Source organism: Sphingobacterium sp. LRF_L2, from assembly GCF_965644235.1.
GTDB lineage: Bacteria > Bacteroidota > Bacteroidia > Sphingobacteriales > Sphingobacteriaceae > Sphingobacterium.
In genome coordinates this window covers 403,050-420,544 of sequence record NZ_CBFFRI010000002.1, presented here as the reverse complement: position 1 = coordinate 420,544, position 17,495 = coordinate 403,050, and the positions used below count along the sequence as shown (strand labels likewise).

Here is a 17,495-nt window from a genome sequence, read left to right as displayed (position 1 = left end):
AAAACTAATCTATTTCTGTTCGAAATGCAGATCTCATTAATTCCTGTTCAGCCCTTGAAACACCTATTTCTTTGGCAATAAATTCCCAATCTTTTACAGCGGTCAAAACTTCAGCTATAATACTTTCCACTTGACGATCATTCAACCGAAAATATTCACCTACACCTTTTGCTAGCTCAAAATCCAAAGCATTATTATGCATATCGATATTCAGTACTAGTCCATCCTTGTCAATAGAGGGATTGAGGTCGTAGGCTGGTGACAACTGCCAGCCTTCATCATTCAAAATAAATCCATGATTACGAAGATGGTCATCTGTATTAGAGACAGCAATATTGAACACGATTCTTCGCCACAATTGAGCCAAATTTTCATCGACATGACAACCATTATCTTGGATAAATTCAACGATATCCAAATAGCTTGCTGGATTATCTCTAATTGTATCTTCGTTATTTCCTGTCATGGTCATAGCTGATGAAAAATGAATTCGATCTGTTCCGACTCTATCAAATCGTTTAGTGAAGAAAGTATGATATTGACCATTAACTTTTTCTAGGCGACATTCTGCCATTTCAACACCAGCATTGACCGCTAACTTGTAGGTTAAAAATTCCCATACAGCTTTATCTATGGTATCATTTTTTGAAGGGAACTTCGCTATCCATAATTCATTATTTTCATCCACAATATTAGCTTTTGGTCTAGCACCTCCTAAAGATGAACCTGGAGCAATGAGCAATTTTAACCATTTATTAATAGCTTCATTTTCTTCATCGTTTTCATAATGAACGACGGCTTGTTGCAATTCACGAACCGTTGACCATGGCGGAGTAGATTTCTCCGTGTCATTATCCAAAAAATCACCATCAGGATCAAACTTGAAACGAAAAGCCCCCATTCGGGTTTCGTCATAAACACCTAAAAGAAAATCGATATCATATAAGGTTTTGGCTTTCGTTCCATTTAGCTTAGCAAGTTGAGCTTCTCTACGCTTCATCAACGTACGTCCCCATGTATCAGGCATACTGTCCAGAAAAACACCAAAATTTTCTTTATTATTTGGAAATTGTTGTCCCGAGTAAAATTGAATATCAGGATCAATTAAGCGTTGTTCCTTTCTCTTTAACCACTCTTTATCATACTCAAAACTAAAGGCTTTACGACCTTTAGCTTGATGAGCCGACAAAATACCGACCAATGTTGGTTGTGATAAACCTATCCAATCCGCATAAACGTATATATCTGTTTTATTTACCGCCATCTTACAACAAATCTAAGTCCTGAAGTTTACGTCCGAAAACATCGTCTGCTGCTAATTTTAAAAAATCATCTTGCAGACCTAAGACACGTAATACATTGAAATACGCTCCCATAGCGACACTTGTATCACCCTTTTCTACTAGATACAACGTAGATCGTGCTATACCTGCTCGCTCTGCTACTTGTACAGCAGTCAAGTTACGGCGTTTCCGTGCAAGTTTGATATTCTCGCCCATCTGTTCCAATATAACTTTAAACTTGGGTAACACAGGTTGCTTTCTCATAAAACGATTGTTATTTCAAACAAAAATAGCAATTATGTCTGAAATAACGAACAAATCTAAAAATCAAACAAACTTCTTACTCGATCCACTATGCAATTCTTCCACGTACCAAAATCTTTATTTGCTGGAATTTGTAATACATAGCAATATTTATCATCGAAGCCCGATTGGTCTTTATGATAGAATTGTCCTGCTATTAGATCTCGTTCCCCAGGATAAAGTAGCACGACTTTATTTGCTTCAAAATACTCATGAGAATTAGTCTATTCATCTTCTTTCAATTTTTGTAAACATAGTCTATTGGAATCTCAAATAACTCATCTCGATTTATCTCTGAAGCGTTATCATATATTTCTTTAAGTTTTCCATATACAAAAGTGTAAGGAGATGAAAACAATGAATGACAGTTGAAATTATGTAACATAAAGTACCTTGAAAAGTATTTTCTATGATACTTTTTACTTTCCCATTTAGCCCCATAACCATCTATACCTCCAGCTATCCATAATACCTCCTATTGTATCACCAATTACTCCTGTTGCACTGTCAAAATTTGAATAACTATAAGAATTAGTAAAAAGAACAGGCGCATAAAAAGCAAAAAAAATCAACAATATGGCAATTACTAATAACATTGTGATCAACATATTAGGCTTATGCTCCTTGATAGGATTATTTTTATTTGTAAAAATAAATCTTTTATTAAACCTAGAAAAAAGTCCAAATGTAATCGCTATAAAAGTTGAAAGAATTAAAATCCAAAAAATTATTTGAGGAATGATCATTTTACGAGAAATGCCTGGCGTTTTGTTATTTGTCGCTCTGTTTAACTAAAGTGTAACCACCATTGATAAAATCTTTATAGTCAGAATCATAAATTACTAAATCAAGTCTCTTTTTTATTCCTTTTTCAAGTGCAAAAGCAACTTTTATCTTTTCAATCGCATATTGATATGCACTATCACATTCATATTCTCTATAATCATTGGGATTATTATGATCTTCCCTCAATGAACCCTCAGGTATCTCACCGTCCACTAAAATTAATTCAGGTGTTCCGTTCAATTTTACAGAGGTTTTGATATTATACAGTTTAAAATCATAGATTACTTCATCTTTTGAATAAATCGTCATTTTATAATCGTTGTTCAAATATACAACAGTATCCTGGTCGATTTTACTGCTAAATATATCTTGTCCGGATTTTGGTTGTTTATTACAACAACTAACTGTAGTAACTGCTATTATTATAAATAAGCTTTTCATTTTGTTGCTATTTTATCGTGATGTTGCATTTGTTAATGAGCGCCTTTTAGATAGTTTAAATAAGCAGTATCGAATAAGGTTGTACGGCATTGATTACCCAGCTCTGGCTTTGTATAAGCTTGATATTTAGCTTGTTTTTTCCTGATAATAGGCATTCTGAAATATACTCTAGACCATATTTGAAGACGGATTTGCACTTCGTCCGAGCTTCTTGATGAAAATTTATATTGCCATTTCTCAAAAGGGATTTCACCTTAATTGATTTTTGTATTTAAGACCGTACAAATATTTGTAAGGGATGAGTGATACGAATAAAATTAAACCGGTAAAAATAAAACGAGTTTTGTAAAAATTAAAAAAATCCGAGAGATAGAATTGGTCATATTTTAGATCGTATAATAGATCTATCTTATCTCCTGAAGCATATTTATAGCATCTTTCATACGAAAGCCCCAACGAATACTCTTTATTGTTAAAAGAGACCTTAATACCTGAAGCCATCCTTGGTGCTGCCGTACATGAAGTATTGACTATTGTTACCTTTTTGAGGTTCCTTACATCCGCCAAATATTTGTATCGAAAATAATGGAACATTGAGAAAATGAAATAGCATGAAACAACAGTTATAGCTAGCAATTGATTTCTGTTGTACATATATATTTAATTAGATATTTCTGGCTCACCAGCTGTAACAATTGGTGTAGGTTTTTTAAATAAAGCATGGGAGTGTAAAGCTGGCTTAGCATGACATTATAAATTAAATTGCAGGTCAATATATTCGTTATAATTTATATCTTTTTCTCACCAAATCATTAGCTATGTTTTTCAAAACGGGAGCTCCTGCTCCCGCGATCTCATTATCTGGATAAGATAGTTCCCAATATCTTAAATCCTTGGGATCTTGAAATAATCGAATCCAACCACTATCGTCCGAAGCAATTTCTCTTAAATAATTATTTATCAGAAAAAATATCCGTTCACTTACATCGTCAAATTCAATAGCTGAATTTACAAATTTTGTTCCTCCTATAAGCTTAAATTCATTCGATTTGATTGCTATCATCTTACAATTTTTTTCGTTGCACCTAATGGAATTGTCTGGTTCGGAATCGTAAATTCTCTAGCGCCACCAGCTGTTCTTCCAAATCCCACAAAGCTAGGGTTAGATCGGTTAATGGGAGATGAAAGACCAACTGCAGGTGTGTCAAATTCAATTACTTTAATATACCCGAGTTCAAACAGCAGCTCATCCATCTGCCAGTCATGAAGTGAATCGGTAATTTCATCACGTAATGAACTTACCGAAATAAGGCTCTACCTATTTCCCTGTAAATAAGAAATAATTTCACTCCTCATACGATCGTTCTTCGAACCTTTTTCATATTTATTATCCATTAAAGATTCTTCTACAGTCATTTCTATCCGTGGAGTTTCAGCATAAGCTTGGATAATACAGCAATATTTAGGGATTTTTATCTTCCTGTCGATAATAAGATACCTGAGGGTCTCTAGATTATTAAACATGATTGCATAGGAAAGCGGACCTATTCCTTCTCGATAGTCATAGTTATTGATATCAGCCCGGTTATCCACAAGCAACTTAACCAGTTCTAAACAATCGCCTTTACAAGCTTCAAGTAAAGGCGTATTAAGTGACTGATAATCTGCGTTTAGAAATTGTTTAGGCACACTATCATTAACATTTCCTTTATACGCAATAAGGGTTTCCAGAACATCAAGGTCACAGACTCGTCGTCTATAGATATGATTGCATGCCAAAAGCATCGGAGTTAAGACATCACCTCCAGCTTTCCCAGTTCTTATATTTGGATCTGCACCTGCTTCCAATAGAAATTTTACAGACTCTTCTAAGTTATTCGCAATCGCCAACATCAATAGTGTGCGTCCATGAATCGGTTCCCTTATATCCGGTGAAATATTCGAGGTACTTAGTATTTCTTTAATCTTTTTTTCCGACTGATCTCTAACAGCATTTGCAAGCTTCTCGCCAGGAGTTCCTTTGAAAAGATCGAAATCAAAACCGGGTAAAGGTGGTTCACAACTGTAGCATAAAAAAATAATTATTACTAGAAAATATCTCATATTCTTCTTATTTTTTTTCCAAACTCTTAATCATACTCATAATACTATGCCCGTTTACTTTACTCTCTCATCCATAAGGTGAAACCATTTTTATGTTCCCTAGCCCTCTGGCAAAATAGTTGCATCCTGAGCAATTGTCAACGGATCGGTTTTCAATTGGTAAGCAGTTATTTTATCCCAATTACCAAATGCAGATCCAAGTCCACCATACATAAATATGATAGTTCTAATCGACCATCATTTTAACCAGTTTAGCAAAATTAGGTATTAAAGTTTTCAAAATTTACGTAAAATCCGCTACCGTGAGTTCCTGGAATGTCTGATGTCCCCATTCTAGAAACTCTCGCACCGTCAGCAGAAACTTACCTGACACTCCACGGAACCAACTCCTTATATCCTTTCACCTAAAAATTGTCCTCCAAACTCCAAGGCTCTACTTGATGATGCTTTCATTCCATCTTTTAACCCTAATTCTGAGAAAGTCTTAAAGTCCGTATTAGCGGCTCTTCTTTATCATACCTTTTTGTAGAATTCAGGATGCTTATTCCTCCAATACTTTTCAAATTCTTCAATCCTTAACTCATAACTATCCCCACTAAAAAAATCATTTATTAATATGTAGTTTTCGTGTATCACGGTAGATATATGGTCAATTTGTTTTTTATAACATTCTTCTACATCTTTTTCGTTTCGGAAGTAATCAGACTTAGGTGTTTTTTCAGCACCTTGGGTCAAGTATTCCAACAAATTAAAGAGATTGATTTCGTGATCAGGTTTATTTATCTTATATACTGAGACATAAAATTCTCGGAAGTACTTTTCAATTTTAATCACAAAGTTGCTTGAACTATACTCCACCACATAGGATTGTCCTTCATTTGATTCTCTTTTTTTTCGAAAACTATGAAGTTCTACAAGGGTTTTAAAAAACGCATAGGTGTACTTTATAAAATGTTGCTCCATATTTCCATATTATTTTTAAGCTAAGAAAACATCCAATCTTTATTCTTGTACAAATACGCACTTTATTCCAATACTTTCGTACGCTTTACCGAAAAAAAGGTCGCTAGTTGTATTAGTTTCCGGATTTTCCTGCAACAAATACATATTGGTCAGGTCAACAAATACTAATTCACATTTTGTCGGATCAACGATAAAGGAAGTATCGACATCATTGAAAATTACGTTAACTCGCTGTTTATCTGAAATTTTTAGTAATTTCTTAAAGTGAGGATACCTAGAATCTTTTTCTTTTAAGATCGTGTCAACAAAAATTTCATGTTCTCCGTTAACCTGTAATTCTATACTATCTAATTTATACACGAAATCTGTTCGAACCACCAACCATACTGAAGGTGCACTACTGTTACATGCAATAAAATTACAAATGCCCGATATAAGTATTGTTACATAAATATATTTCACCATTTATAACAAAACACTTACTTATTACAAAGTATGACAAAAATCCGAATATAAAAATAAGCTAAAAATTTTCTATCTTTTTGGCATAAAAAAACGACTACCAAAATGAGAAACAGTAACCTGACACTACTAATACTCTGTTTAACTATATTAACTGCTTGTGCACAAAATAAAAAGGAAAATAAGTTTATCACATGGGACGACTTTGTTGACGGATTTGGAAAAGAAATGGTTTCTGCCGAGGACGTTTTTAATAATATGGCAGAGAATGGACTTAAGGAGAACACTATGACCAAAATGGATTTTACTTTTGTATCAGACAAAAAAGAAAATCTAGTAAAGCTGGGTGAATTCCTTAAAACTCATTATCTATACTCGGTTCAAGAGCTGAAAAAAAATGATGAACTCTGGGAAATAAATGGCGAAACGAATGAGTTTCCAATAACAGCAGACAATTTACTATATTGGGGATTAGATATGTACAAGCGTGGTTATGAATTTGATGCTGCAATTGACGCTTATGGAGGACTATTTGACCCAAAGTCTGCTAAATATCCGGACTTAGATACATCAAAATCTGACTATTACTTTGACAGAGGAGTTGATTGCTATAACAATGGCGATTTAAGTGGTGCCATATTTAATTGGAGTTTGACAATAGCCATTGATCCCGAAGAGCCCAGCGCGTATTACTCAAGAGCAGTTGTTAAAAATGAGCTTTATGCTTGGAAATCCGCACTTAAAGATTACGATAAAGCAATCGAAATTGCACCGAAGTTTTCAAAAGCATTAGTAAATAGAGGCGGTCTTAAAGATGAAAATGGAGACTATCAAGGTGCAATTGCAGATTATCATACAGTCCTCCAACTTGACAATGCTGACGTAGAAGATAAACAACAGGCATATTTTAATTTGGGCAATACTTATCTGAATCTAAAGGATGAAAAGAGAGCTTGTGAAAACTGGAATAAAGCTCTTGAACTTGGAGCGGATTATGCAAAAGACAGAATTAATGAACATTGCAAATAAGAGATCATATAGTACTCACATCCCCCCTATTCACAATCATCGTCTTTAATGTCAGCTTTTATTTTTTGAAACTTTTTGCCAAGTACACTGTAAAAGCTAGTTGTAATTTTAAAAAGATGTAAATCGATATATTTGGTCGAAGAGGAATAATGAAATTTACAAAATACTATTCTATAAGCGAAAAGCAACGCTACAATGATTAATATACAGCAATCATTGTAGCGGTCATTTTGGCGATGAGTTTTTCTTTACTACTATCATAAACATATCCTTAACAAATGGTTAGTTTTCGACCTGCTTGCAGAACCTTACCAATTGCAATAAGCTTATCCGTACTTGCAGGTTTCATAAAGTTAACTTTAAATTCTACAGTCAAGACATTTGCATTTTCCGCCATGGTAGTTAATGCAGCATAACCGCAAGCGCTATCTACAATAGTTGTCAAAACGCCTGCATGAAAAAAGCCATTATGCTGGGTTAGGCCTTCTGAATAAGCACAATTAATCTGCACTTGTCCCTTCTCGACCTCCACTAATTGCGCATTTAGAGTTTTCATTATTCCCTGTTTTACAAAACTCTTGTTTATTCTATCGTACATAAATTTCTCATTTAATGATATGTATAGATTTGAAAATTAATTTAATTTATTGAGTTGGTAAGCCTAATCATGAAATTTCAGTCCGTCAAGTGCCTTATCTACTTTTTTATTCTCACCATAAACTATAATACCAACTAGATCAAGTTCATCAACATTTTTACTGGCAATTTCAATCACATTCTCTTCTCCTGATCGAGTTGCAAATAATGGTCGCGTATAAATTCCGATCGCTAAATCTCTATCGCTTGCACGTTTAAAGGCTCGCTTAAGTTTTTCAGAATTATCTGCTTTATACACCAAAGTTGGATTTTTTATAAAAGGTAAAAACCTTCTTCCATCTGCGGTTACGAATTCTTCGCCATGTACTTCAGGAAAAGATAAGGCAACGCTACCCGCGAGAAAAGAAACCACATTCATTTTTTGCCAAGGCAAAAGGTCGTCCAAAATAACGACTGCTACTTTTGTATGGTACATTATGACTTTTTTAGGTTCAACTCCATCTGAATATTGCATCGTTTGTATGGTGTGGTATGACCTACTATTTTTTGAAACCCTAATTTATAGTATAAATTGATTGCTGGTTTGAGCACAGTGTTGCTTTCAAGATAAATTTTTGAAGCCCCCAATTCTTTGGCTTTATTCACAATGGCATTTCCCAACAAAAAACCAATATTTTTTCCCTGTGCTTTAGGTGAAACCGCCATCTTGGCCATTTCGAAATCATAGTTTTTGTCCTGCATTTTAATCAAGGCACAAACACCTAAAGGTTCGCCCTGATATAACGCTACCAATATTTGTCCACCCTTATTAAGAATATATTCTTCGGGGTGGTCCAGGGCCTTGTAATCGGCTTCTTCCATCTCAAAATAAGAAGAAATCCATTCTTCATTCAAGGATTTGAAAGTAGATTGATATTTAGGCTCATAGTCTACGATTTCAACATCTTTGCTTTCGCGCATTTTTTTTTCTTCCTGAACCCGCTTGAACATAGATTTTTGTTCTAAAAGAAATTCCCATTCTGCTAACGCTTCCCAAAGGTTATGTGTAGCTTCTGCGATAATTCCATCAATGGCTACGTCAATGTCGGCACATTGTATCTTTATTATTTTGTAGGCTAATTCCTGTCCTTTTTCCGTCAATCCCACAACATTTCTACGTTTATCCTCTGATTTTAAATTATCTTTGACCAATCCTCCTTTTGCCATTTCCTTAATAATTTTTGTAACTGATGGCTGGGAGTGTCCTATTTCGGTTGCTATTTCTGTAATAGTTTTTTTTCCGTCTTCTGATAAAACAAAAAATACAGGAAACCATTTTGGTGAAAAATCCACATCGTAGAGCTCATATATTTTTGCCGCATCTTCCGTAACTCTTGCTGTTAGTAGACGTAATCTACTCCCCAATGCCATTTTGCCTGTTCTGTTGAATAAATCCATATTTTAGTTTTTACGATATCTTAATAGCTCTCTTTTTCACTGGGAAAATTCTTTGTTTTTACATCACTGATATAATGCTTTGTTGCTTCTGTCATTATGGTATGCAAATCTGCATAACGTCTTAAAAATTTGGGTGAAAAATCTTTGTTCATACCCATTACGTCTTGTATAACCAAGACCTGTCCATCTGTTTCTACACCTGCACCTATACCGATTGTAGGAATACTTATTTGTTTCGAAATTTGGGAAGCAAGTTTTGCTGGGATTTTTTCAAGCAATATGCCGAATGCTCCTAATTCTTCCATTAAAAGACAATCTTCAATAAGTTTCTTTGCTTCCGCCTCTTCTTTTCCTCGGATTGCATACGTTCCATATTTGTTGATAGATTGGGGCATTAGTCCTAAATGTGCCATCACGGGAATGCCTGCATCAATTATTTTTTTTACATCTTCTTTTATCTCTGCACCTCCTTCTATTTTAATGGCATCTGCTCCTGTCTCTTGCATCATCCGTATTGCGGCGTCGAGCGATTTTAAGGGATTTCCCGATACTGTACCAAAGGGCATATCGGCTATAACCAAGGATCTTTTAGTTCCGTTTACTACAGATTTTGTATAATAGATCATCTGATCAAGTGTAATGCCCAAAGTGGTTGGATTACCGACCATTGTATTGGAGGCGCTATCACCAACTAATATCACATCAATCCCTGCCTCATCTATTATTTTTGCTGTTGTGTAATCATAGGCTGTTAGTACAGTTATCTTTTCACCTTGTTGCTTCATTTTTTTGAGTTGAAGCACAGTTATCTTTTTTCTATCTTCTGTATGAACTGACATTTGTTTTTTCTATTTGGATAATTTTTCCCTTACTTCTTGCATTAGTTCTGCGTTAAGATTTTTTCTTACTATGCTCACTATATGGTTATTTTCAAATAATCAATTACATAACCAGTTATACAAACTTAGTAAAAATACTTTCCCTTCCAAAAATATCTTCTGCTTTTACAGATTCAATGCTATTGTCCGACTTTAATATGCGATAAACGGCGAAAAATCTTCCGACTTTTAAATGGTTCACGAGAGATTTCAGTGAAGTCTAAAGGAATATTAAAATAATTGTACGCTATCCATAGACAGTGCACAAAAAATCTAATTTGACAATTAAGTGCTAAAAAGTTGATTATTGCTTTCCATTTGAAACTAAGGATACTACACAGCTAATTTCCTTAAAATTTCAACAATTTTACCATCTCTTTCTGCATTTAAGGATGGATAAAATATCCCCAAATTAACCGTAACCAAAGGCATCATATGATTATCAGGTTTAAAAAACAAACTATCTACCAGTCTTTTACAAAAGGTCAGAGATTCAATATCTGAAAAAATTCTTTCTGATTCTGATAAAAAGGACTCGAAAAAACGTTTAGGATCTTTTATAATTAAAAAATTTTCCTGTTTAGGAAAAATAACTCTAGATAGGTCTATCCCTCTGGAAAAAGTAACATCTTTAAATAGCGAATCTGTGAAATCAATAACTGGGGTCGTTAGATCCTTAGGTTGTTTTTTGAACAAAAAATCTCTCTTATACAGATTAGCCGAGTAAGGTATTCCGTAAAACCATGCTGATAATATTTCTCCCTCAAATACGATCTTTTTGAAAGAAGTACCATCAAATGTAGTTTCTTTAATTCTATTCCTCAAAAATGACGATGCCTCCAATCGAATAGAGCCAATAATTACCTTCGACAAGTCACTTGATTCAAATAGACAGCCCTTCCAGACGCCAACCCCTTGGAACATTGCCGAATTAAAATTGCAATTGATAAATTGACAATCATAAAAACTACAATTTTTAAATTTTGACCCGCATATTTTTTTGTCTTTAACTACACATTTTGAGAAAGTACATTTTATAAATTGATTATCCTCAAAATCGACAAACTCTAGATCTTTTTGTTCAATATTTTTTCCTTCAAAAATTTCCATACCAATGTCGCCCTAATTTTCTATACTGACAATTCCCCAGGATTTTCATTAAAAACTGTATCAATAATTCTTTTTTTCGAAGTATAAACACTCACATACTGTATGTCAGAAAAATTAACATAGTAACTGGTTATAATACATCGATATGCTAACTTTATCATTTTCAACCCTTAAACATGACTAAAAAAGAGAAAACACAAAAAAAAGAAGTATCCAATTTCTTTTTATTGAAAATCAAGATAGATGAGAAAAAATTGTAATAATTCCAATAACCAAAGAAATTATTAAAAACACGAATAGAACTGAACATCCAATTTTTTCGACCCAGTTTTTCCATCCCTCCTCAGTTGATTCAGATTCTTCTTCAATACGCATTTGAGGAGATTCAATAAATTCAAGATTAATTTCAGAGTGCTTATAAATCCATACGTTCTCGCTTGGGCTAAGTTCTATTCTCTCGTATGCATTCTCTTTTTCCTGTTCAGCCAGATCATGAGCTGCACACAATAATTGATAAGCAAACAGATTTAATCCTTCCTTATTTGCTTTTATAAAGTATTTTTCCTTCCTAGAGTCACTGCAATCAAGGAAAATACCATAACAGCCCACCTTAGTTGCCTCATCTATTTTTAAACTTTCTTTCAAAGAATCTAAAGTGTTCTTCTCCATTTAGATATTATTTTTATTACAAAGTAGAGCCATACCATAATAAACCGGTTAATAAGCATAAGGTACGTTAAATGATATTATAATATTATAAAAGATAAATATACATTTTTTTACGTCGACCGCTTTACTTTGTACCCAAATAGCTGGATAAGTATAAAAATAGACTTATCGGGTTGATAAGGGATAAATGATTATTTGAACACATGAGGAAAGGGCGAAACACCTTTTATCCCTACCGTAATATGATTAAAAGATTTTTAAGTATATTAGATCTAAAAGAATAACTCATGAACAACAACCGAAAATCTATACGCTTAAAAGGTTATGACGACAATCAAATAGGCGCATAATCCTAACAAAATAAGCAAGTCACAACAATGTCTTAGAGCAAGCCCTGGACTTGCATGTTGATCTAAAATTTCCAAAAAGAATCACAATGGATGAAATAGCAAAAATAAAGCAACGAATCGTAAGAAAAGCTGTAGAATTTGAAACGGGCGGATTTAAACCAACTAATTCTACTTCTGAAAGTTGGATAGGTAAAGTTTATCTCTATAAAACTGATGAAGAAATTCCAAAAGACAAAGACGGAAATCTAATGATTCCTTTAATCCAACTTTGTTTGGACGATATTGAAACCATTCCCAAAGTATTATCAGAAACAAGAGTCATAACTGTTTTTATATCAGAAGAACTGCCTATGGATTTAGCTTCGAATGGAAATAATTGGCTAATAAGAGAATATACAAAATCGGATAAGCTGATAATAAAAGACTTGAACAATCCTATTTCAGGGTTAAAACCATTTCCATTAAAACCGATAAAGATTGAAGAAGACTATCCTGTTTGGGATGGGGGCGGTTTGACAAGTGAAATGGAGGATGAAATTATAAAACTGGAAAAATCAGGTGTTATAGAAGATTATTATGATATAGTTGAGAATCAATATGGACACAAACTTGGTGGTTATCCGAGTTTTTGCCAACCAGGAGTTTATTTTGGGGATGATTTCGAATTTGTTTTTCAAGTTGCATCTGATGATAAAGTAGGCCTGAATATAGTTGATAGTGGGACGATATTTTTCGCTAAAAATTTAAAAACAGGAGATTGGAATTTTTATTGTGATTTTTATTAAAAAAATAGAACAGTATGCGAGCAATAAAACAGCTTAAATCCTAAACTCGGTTTATTTCTTAGATCTATTTACCATTGAACATCAATACCGTAAGACAACCTCCAAGTAGCACAGAAGATAAACCTGTTAAAATAATTGAAGGGTATACAAACTGGCGGATAAAGCGAATAGGCTTCAAAAAATGAAACGCAAGTATAAAGATAGATAGGCGGAAGATTTTGTATATTAGTTTCGCTAACGTAATTGGTTCGCAAAAATCATAAAATATCCTGCAACAATGACAGACCAAGAAATAATAAAAGCAATTAGTAAAGTTGACGGATTGGGAGGGATGACAGTTAATGAACGACTTTTTGTCTGCGGACTTATGAATGAATTTGATAAAGCACTAACTGATGATAGAAGTAAAGCCAAGAAAATATTAGATTTTTTAGGGCTTGATAAACCTTCAATTGACAAAATAGTAAGATAATGGAGTTATCGAACAACAACGCCAAGACGTTATTGCTTGACACACATCAAGACATAGAAGAATATGCTGACACTTTGGTTACTAATATTCTTGACAAAAAGGAGTTTGATTTTTTGACTTATCCGCCAAATTGTGGTTTGACAGAATTAGAAATTGAGGAACTTAAAAAGCTTGGCAACAATGAAAACTTAAAAAATGCTTTAAGAAAAGTTATTGCGGACAATTCAGCAGCTATCGTATTCAACATGCTAAACTTATTTGACGGAACTGGCTTTCCAAAAAATGACAATGAAGATTGGACTGGACTAAAAATTATAGATGAAGAACCTAACGAAAATTCCGAACCGGTTGGAGATTGGTTACATGATAAATTTTATGAAACATATTGGGACTGGAAGAAAATTAGAGGTGACAAAAATTGGAAATTAGACACCCACGAAGAATAAAAATCTGTGTTAATCAATAAGCTCTGCTGAGTGAGGTTAAGAAACAACAAAAAATGAAAAATCAAGAAAGTTATATCGACAATCTTAAAGAACGAAGAGATTTTTTTCATAATAACTTTGAATTAAAAATAGGTCTACAAAGAGCAGATGTTAATAGTACAGAAGTTTTAAAAAACTCTTGTCCGGTTTGTGGTTACTTTACATTAGACGAAAGAAATTCGTTTGAAATTTGTGCTATATGTTTTTGGGAAGACGATGGTGCTGATGATTTTGAAGTAAATGAAGAAAGCGGGCCAAATCATATGACATTAAAAGAAGGGCGAATAATTTTTCAAGAAGCTAAAAGAAAGCTCTTCACTAAAAATATAGAGAGTAATATCCTAATTGACACTTTGAAAATCAAATTTATGAACCTCGATAATTTAATTAAACAGAACAATTTGGAAGAGTCAGAAATAATAAAATTACACAACGAAATCATAAACTTATTGAAAAAAAATAAAGTTTATGGACTCGAAAAACTATTTGATAAATAAAAGCCGAGTACAAAAGCCTCGACATTCGATCTTCGATTGCACTTTTACACGAATTATAAACTGACGACATTTATGACAAGATACATCCTAGTATTTCTTTTGAGCTTAAGTTTAACTATTTCAATTGGACAAACATTTAATGAAAAGTACGGACAACCTATAATTACATTAATTGAAACTGCCCCTTGGCTTATGGTGATAGGATCTGATGTTCCAACTTTCGTCCTGTATGAAAATGGACAAATTATCTATAAGAAAGTAATTAACAAAAAATGGGAATATTTTGAAGTAATCAATAACCAAGTATCATCCAATCAAAAACGGGCAAAATTCACTAAATAATATTATAACCAAAAAACAAGACTATATGACACGTATTCTTTATTTAATTGTTTTTCTTCTAATCAATTGCTATTCGTATGGACAAATGATAATGAATGCCGAAGGCATTAAACCAGATAATATTTGTAATCCAAACACGGTATATTTTTTGACAGGGCTTAACGCAAAAGAAGTTAAAGCCAAACCTATACAATCTATTGAACTAATTCAGAAGAAGTTAAACGAAACAATATCATTTGCAAAAGAAAACCCTTCTTTTGAAGGTAAAGCCTCTATCCAATTTGCTGTTAATTGTAAAGGAGAAGTTGGTGGTGGATTTCACGTTGTAACAAAATCAGGCAATGAAAGTCTTGACACAGAATTAGTTGATTTTTTCAAAACAATAACAGAATGGAATGCCGGAAAGATTAGTAAAAAGAAAACTGTAGATAGTTGGTATATGTGGCGGTTAGAAATTAAAGATGGGGGTGTAGTTATATTGAATAGATAAGCACTAACTATAATAACTAAGAACACTAATCCTTGCTGAATTTCTTAATGTAAAAATCAACAGCGGATAATTGTGAATTACTTCAATGGTTTGACAAATTGGTCATTCCCTTCAAAGAAAATACTAACGGTTGACGATAAACAAAGAATAAAAAATAATATTGTTAACTGGGCGACAAAGACAAAAAATGAAATCGAATTTGACGACTGAAAGAAGAACCGCTCCTCCATGGTACGTTTAAAATGGTAGTTTCGATTGTCAGAGGTTTTAAAATTGGTGTTACAAAATTTATATGTGAGAATACCAACATACATCATGTTTGGCAACGCAACTATTACGAACATATCATCAGAAATGGAGAAGACTTTGACCGTATCGTTAATTATATCAAAGAAAAACCAATAAATTGGAAATAGAATGAGGCTTTTAAATTATGATCCTCTCCTATCTTTCTGGAAAGGCGGTACCGTATACCATTAAGATAAAGGCGAAAGATGTTTTGTCTCTACATAGATGGTACAAAATGATTTAAAAGATATACAAGCTAGTGAAGAGGGAGTTCTGCTATTTTGGGAGTATTTTTTATGTATATTGATTTTCAACAAGACAATTAAATGGGATTTGGTTTTAATTTATTTTTTCTTTTCATATTTATTCCATTGACAGGAATTCTATTAATAACATGGTTACTGTCGAAAAAGAAAATATTCGGTAAAACACTTGGACTAATTTTGCTTGGAATATCAGGAATTGTATTTCTGTCTAGGACAATGCATTGGTTAACAGCGAAAACAGAGCTAAAGAAAAAAGACTACTACGGAGAATATGTAATTAATCGGGCATATTTCCCTGGCCGACAAGCAGATTGGCAATATGATAACTTTAGGTTAGAAATTAATGACAACGACTCAATTTATTTTTACGTTACGGACAAAGAAAAAATACTAAAAACGTATCGTGGGACAATCACAGCGACTATACCTTACAACTCAGCAAGACTAATAATTAATATGGAACAGCCAACTCACCATATTTTGACAAGTAATCCTACAGTCTATCGAAGTCCTTGGAGCTTTTATTTGGTATTTTACTCACCGAAATTTCACAATGTATATTTCAAGAAAGATAAATGGAAACCAATAGACAAATAGACCGATTCTCAAACGAAATTTTCATGAACTTAAAGCTGTTAACTATCTTACACGTTAGCATATACAAATGCTTATCCGTTGCAATGATTTTACAATTTCGTATGAGATTGAGAGCCGTAATTGCAACATTACTTTTGCTTTCTAACTTTGCTTTTGGGCAGACACAAATGCGACAGATAAATGAACTCATAGACAAAAATGAAGATGCAATAAATCTGATAAAAGAGTGGAAAAATGACGCAAGAAATAAAGTTCAAATCTTAGAGAACGATTCGTTAAAATCCAAAGAAGCATTATTTAACACACAAGTTTCAACACGTTCTCCAATGGGTGCGATAATTTTTCATACCGGAGGAATTTTGATCGACGATGGATGGATCAGAATCTACGGTTCGGGAAGTGATAAAGTAAATCGAAATTTACCAAATTGGAATAAAGGTAAAACTTTTCAGAATTTTGGAGACAGACCAGGTCATCTGATTATTGCTGATGATGCCGTAGGTGGATTTTTCTTGTTAAATGGTGGAGATTTAGGAAATGATTTGGGCAAAATTTACTACATGTCTCCTGACAATTTAAAACTTGAACAACTAGACCTAACATATACGGATTTTATCTACTTCTGCTTTAATGGTAAAATAAATGATTTTTATAAGAACTTACGTTGGGATAGTTGGAAAAATGACTTGAAAACATTGAACACGAATGAAGCATTTGTTTTTTATCCATATTTATGGACAAAAGAAGGAAAGAATATAAATAAAGTTCAAAAAAATAAGGTAAGCGTCGAAGAAATTTACACACTCAGAACGCAATAATCATAACAGAAATACTATTACAGTATCGTGCTAAATATACATCC

At 33.3% G+C, this 17,495-nt stretch carries 24 protein-coding genes; 9 read left to right on the top strand and 15 right to left on the bottom strand.

The annotated features are described in order from the left end of the window. Nucleotides 1-4: 4 nt before the first annotated feature. The 9 genes from ACSZOX_RS05140 to ACSZOX_RS05100 all read right to left on the bottom strand — a co-directional run bounded on the left by ACSZOX_RS05140 (nt 5) and on the right by ACSZOX_RS05100 (nt 6,344). On the bottom strand, nt 5-1,264 hold the full coding sequence (locus tag ACSZOX_RS05140) for a type II toxin-antitoxin system HipA family toxin (RefSeq protein WP_437918742.1): 1,260 nt from the start codon (nt 1,262-1,264) through the stop codon (nt 5-7). Between the two features lies 1 nt (nt 1,265). Next, entirely contained in the window at nt 1,266-1,547 is a 282-nt protein-coding gene (locus ACSZOX_RS05135) for a helix-turn-helix domain-containing protein (RefSeq protein WP_437918741.1), read from the bottom strand. Nucleotides 1,548-2,017: 470 nt separating this feature from the next. Further along, nucleotides 2,018-2,332 carry a hypothetical protein gene (locus ACSZOX_RS05130; protein WP_437918740.1) on the bottom strand — a complete coding sequence of 105 codons (315 nt, stop codon included), beginning with the start codon at nt 2,330-2,332 and terminating at the stop codon, nt 2,018-2,020. Between the two features lie 25 nt (nt 2,333-2,357). Then, nucleotides 2,358-2,813, bottom strand: coding sequence for a hypothetical protein (locus ACSZOX_RS05125; protein WP_437918739.1), 456 nt, complete (start codon nt 2,811-2,813; stop codon nt 2,358-2,360). 781 nt (nt 2,814-3,594) lie between these two features. Continuing rightward, nucleotides 3,595-3,876, bottom strand: coding sequence for an Imm27 family immunity protein (locus tag ACSZOX_RS05120; RefSeq protein WP_437918738.1), 282 nt, complete (start codon nt 3,874-3,876; stop codon nt 3,595-3,597). Further along, nucleotides 3,873-4,067: a polymorphic toxin type 10 domain-containing protein gene (locus ACSZOX_RS05115; RefSeq protein WP_437918737.1), complete on the bottom strand. Its 195-nt coding sequence runs from the start codon at nt 4,065-4,067 to the stop codon at nt 3,873-3,875. Before ACSZOX_RS05115 ends, ACSZOX_RS05120 begins: the two co-directional genes overlap by 4 nt. 60 nt (nt 4,068-4,127) lie before the next feature. After that, entirely contained in the window at nt 4,128-4,916 is a 789-nt protein-coding gene (locus tag ACSZOX_RS05110) for an ankyrin repeat domain-containing protein (RefSeq protein WP_437918736.1), read from the bottom strand. A gap of 513 nt (nt 4,917-5,429) precedes the next feature. Beyond that, nucleotides 5,430-5,879, bottom strand: a complete 450-nt coding sequence (locus ACSZOX_RS05105) for a hypothetical protein (protein ID WP_437918735.1) — start codon at nt 5,877-5,879, stop codon at nt 5,430-5,432. A gap of 39 nt (nt 5,880-5,918) precedes the next feature. Beyond that, a complete protein-coding gene (locus ACSZOX_RS05100) occupies nt 5,919-6,344 on the bottom strand; it encodes a hypothetical protein (RefSeq protein WP_437918734.1) in 426 nt (141 codons plus the stop codon). 102 nt (nt 6,345-6,446) lie between these two features. Here ACSZOX_RS05100 and ACSZOX_RS05095 point away from each other — a divergent pair, with 102 nt between their 5' ends. Continuing rightward, nucleotides 6,447-7,370 (top strand): tetratricopeptide repeat protein, encoded by a 924-nt coding sequence (locus ACSZOX_RS05095; RefSeq protein ID WP_437918733.1) that lies wholly within the window; start codon nt 6,447-6,449, stop codon nt 7,368-7,370. 271 nt (nt 7,371-7,641) lie between these two features. On the opposite strand, the gene ACSZOX_RS05090 is transcribed toward ACSZOX_RS05095, so the two are convergent. From ACSZOX_RS05090 to ACSZOX_RS05065, 6 genes are all read right to left on the bottom strand, one after another. Further along, nucleotides 7,642-7,926 carry a PaaI family thioesterase gene (locus ACSZOX_RS05090; protein ID WP_437918732.1) on the bottom strand — a complete coding sequence of 95 codons (285 nt, stop codon included), beginning with the start codon at nt 7,924-7,926 and terminating at the stop codon, nt 7,642-7,644. 105 nt (nt 7,927-8,031) lie between these two features. After that, entirely contained in the window at nt 8,032-8,442 is a 411-nt protein-coding gene (locus tag ACSZOX_RS05085) for a DUF2000 family protein (protein ID WP_437918731.1), read from the bottom strand. Continuing rightward, nucleotides 8,442-9,404: a bifunctional helix-turn-helix transcriptional regulator/GNAT family N-acetyltransferase gene (locus ACSZOX_RS05080; protein WP_437918730.1), complete on the bottom strand. Its 963-nt coding sequence runs from the start codon at nt 9,402-9,404 to the stop codon at nt 8,442-8,444. The genes ACSZOX_RS05085 and ACSZOX_RS05080 overlap by 1 nt, the downstream gene beginning before the upstream one ends. Before the next feature lie 20 nt (nt 9,405-9,424). Next, on the bottom strand, nt 9,425-10,243 hold the full coding sequence (panB, locus tag ACSZOX_RS05075; protein WP_437918729.1) for a 3-methyl-2-oxobutanoate hydroxymethyltransferase: 819 nt from the start codon (nt 10,241-10,243) through the stop codon (nt 9,425-9,427). A 372-nt stretch (nt 10,244-10,615) separates the two neighbouring features. Continuing rightward, nucleotides 10,616-11,392 (bottom strand): pentapeptide repeat-containing protein, encoded by a 777-nt coding sequence (locus ACSZOX_RS05070; RefSeq protein WP_437918728.1) that lies wholly within the window; start codon nt 11,390-11,392, stop codon nt 10,616-10,618. A gap of 234 nt (nt 11,393-11,626) precedes the next feature. Beyond that, nucleotides 11,627-12,061, bottom strand: coding sequence for a hypothetical protein (locus ACSZOX_RS05065; protein ID WP_437918727.1), 435 nt, complete (start codon nt 12,059-12,061; stop codon nt 11,627-11,629). Between the two features lie 436 nt (nt 12,062-12,497). On the opposite strand from ACSZOX_RS05065, the gene ACSZOX_RS05060 reads away from it, so the two are divergent. The 8 genes from ACSZOX_RS05060 (at nt 12,498) to ACSZOX_RS05025 (ending at nt 17,451) form a co-directional block, all read left to right on the top strand. Further along, nucleotides 12,498-13,196 carry a DUF1963 domain-containing protein gene (locus tag ACSZOX_RS05060; RefSeq protein ID WP_437918726.1) on the top strand — a complete coding sequence of 233 codons (699 nt, stop codon included), beginning with the start codon at nt 12,498-12,500 and terminating at the stop codon, nt 13,194-13,196. 277 nt (nt 13,197-13,473) lie between these two features. Beyond that, the gene (locus tag ACSZOX_RS05055; protein ID WP_437918725.1) at nt 13,474-13,668 is read left to right on the top strand and encodes a hypothetical protein; all 195 of its coding nucleotides are present in this window, start codon (nt 13,474-13,476) and stop codon (nt 13,666-13,668) included. Next, nucleotides 13,668-14,114, top strand: a complete 447-nt coding sequence (locus tag ACSZOX_RS05050; RefSeq protein WP_437918724.1) for a hypothetical protein — start codon at nt 13,668-13,670, stop codon at nt 14,112-14,114. The genes ACSZOX_RS05055 and ACSZOX_RS05050 overlap by 1 nt, the downstream gene beginning before the upstream one ends. Before the next feature lie 53 nt (nt 14,115-14,167). After that, nucleotides 14,168-14,650 (top strand): CPCC family cysteine-rich protein, encoded by a 483-nt coding sequence (locus ACSZOX_RS05045; protein ID WP_437918723.1) that lies wholly within the window; start codon nt 14,168-14,170, stop codon nt 14,648-14,650. A gap of 72 nt (nt 14,651-14,722) precedes the next feature. Then, entirely contained in the window at nt 14,723-14,992 is a 270-nt protein-coding gene (locus tag ACSZOX_RS05040; protein ID WP_437918722.1) for a hypothetical protein, read from the top strand. A gap of 25 nt (nt 14,993-15,017) precedes the next feature. Continuing rightward, a complete protein-coding gene (locus tag ACSZOX_RS05035) occupies nt 15,018-15,482 on the top strand; it encodes a hypothetical protein (protein ID WP_437918721.1) in 465 nt (154 codons plus the stop codon). Nucleotides 15,483-16,096: 614 nt separating this feature from the next. Then, on the top strand, nt 16,097-16,633 hold the full coding sequence (locus tag ACSZOX_RS05030) for a hypothetical protein (protein ID WP_437918720.1): 537 nt from the start codon (nt 16,097-16,099) through the stop codon (nt 16,631-16,633). After that, nucleotides 16,612-17,451 (top strand): DUF2625 domain-containing protein, encoded by an 840-nt coding sequence (locus ACSZOX_RS05025; RefSeq protein ID WP_437918719.1) that lies wholly within the window; start codon nt 16,612-16,614, stop codon nt 17,449-17,451. The genes ACSZOX_RS05030 and ACSZOX_RS05025 overlap by 22 nt, the downstream gene beginning before the upstream one ends. Nucleotides 17,452-17,495 lie beyond the last annotated feature (44 nt).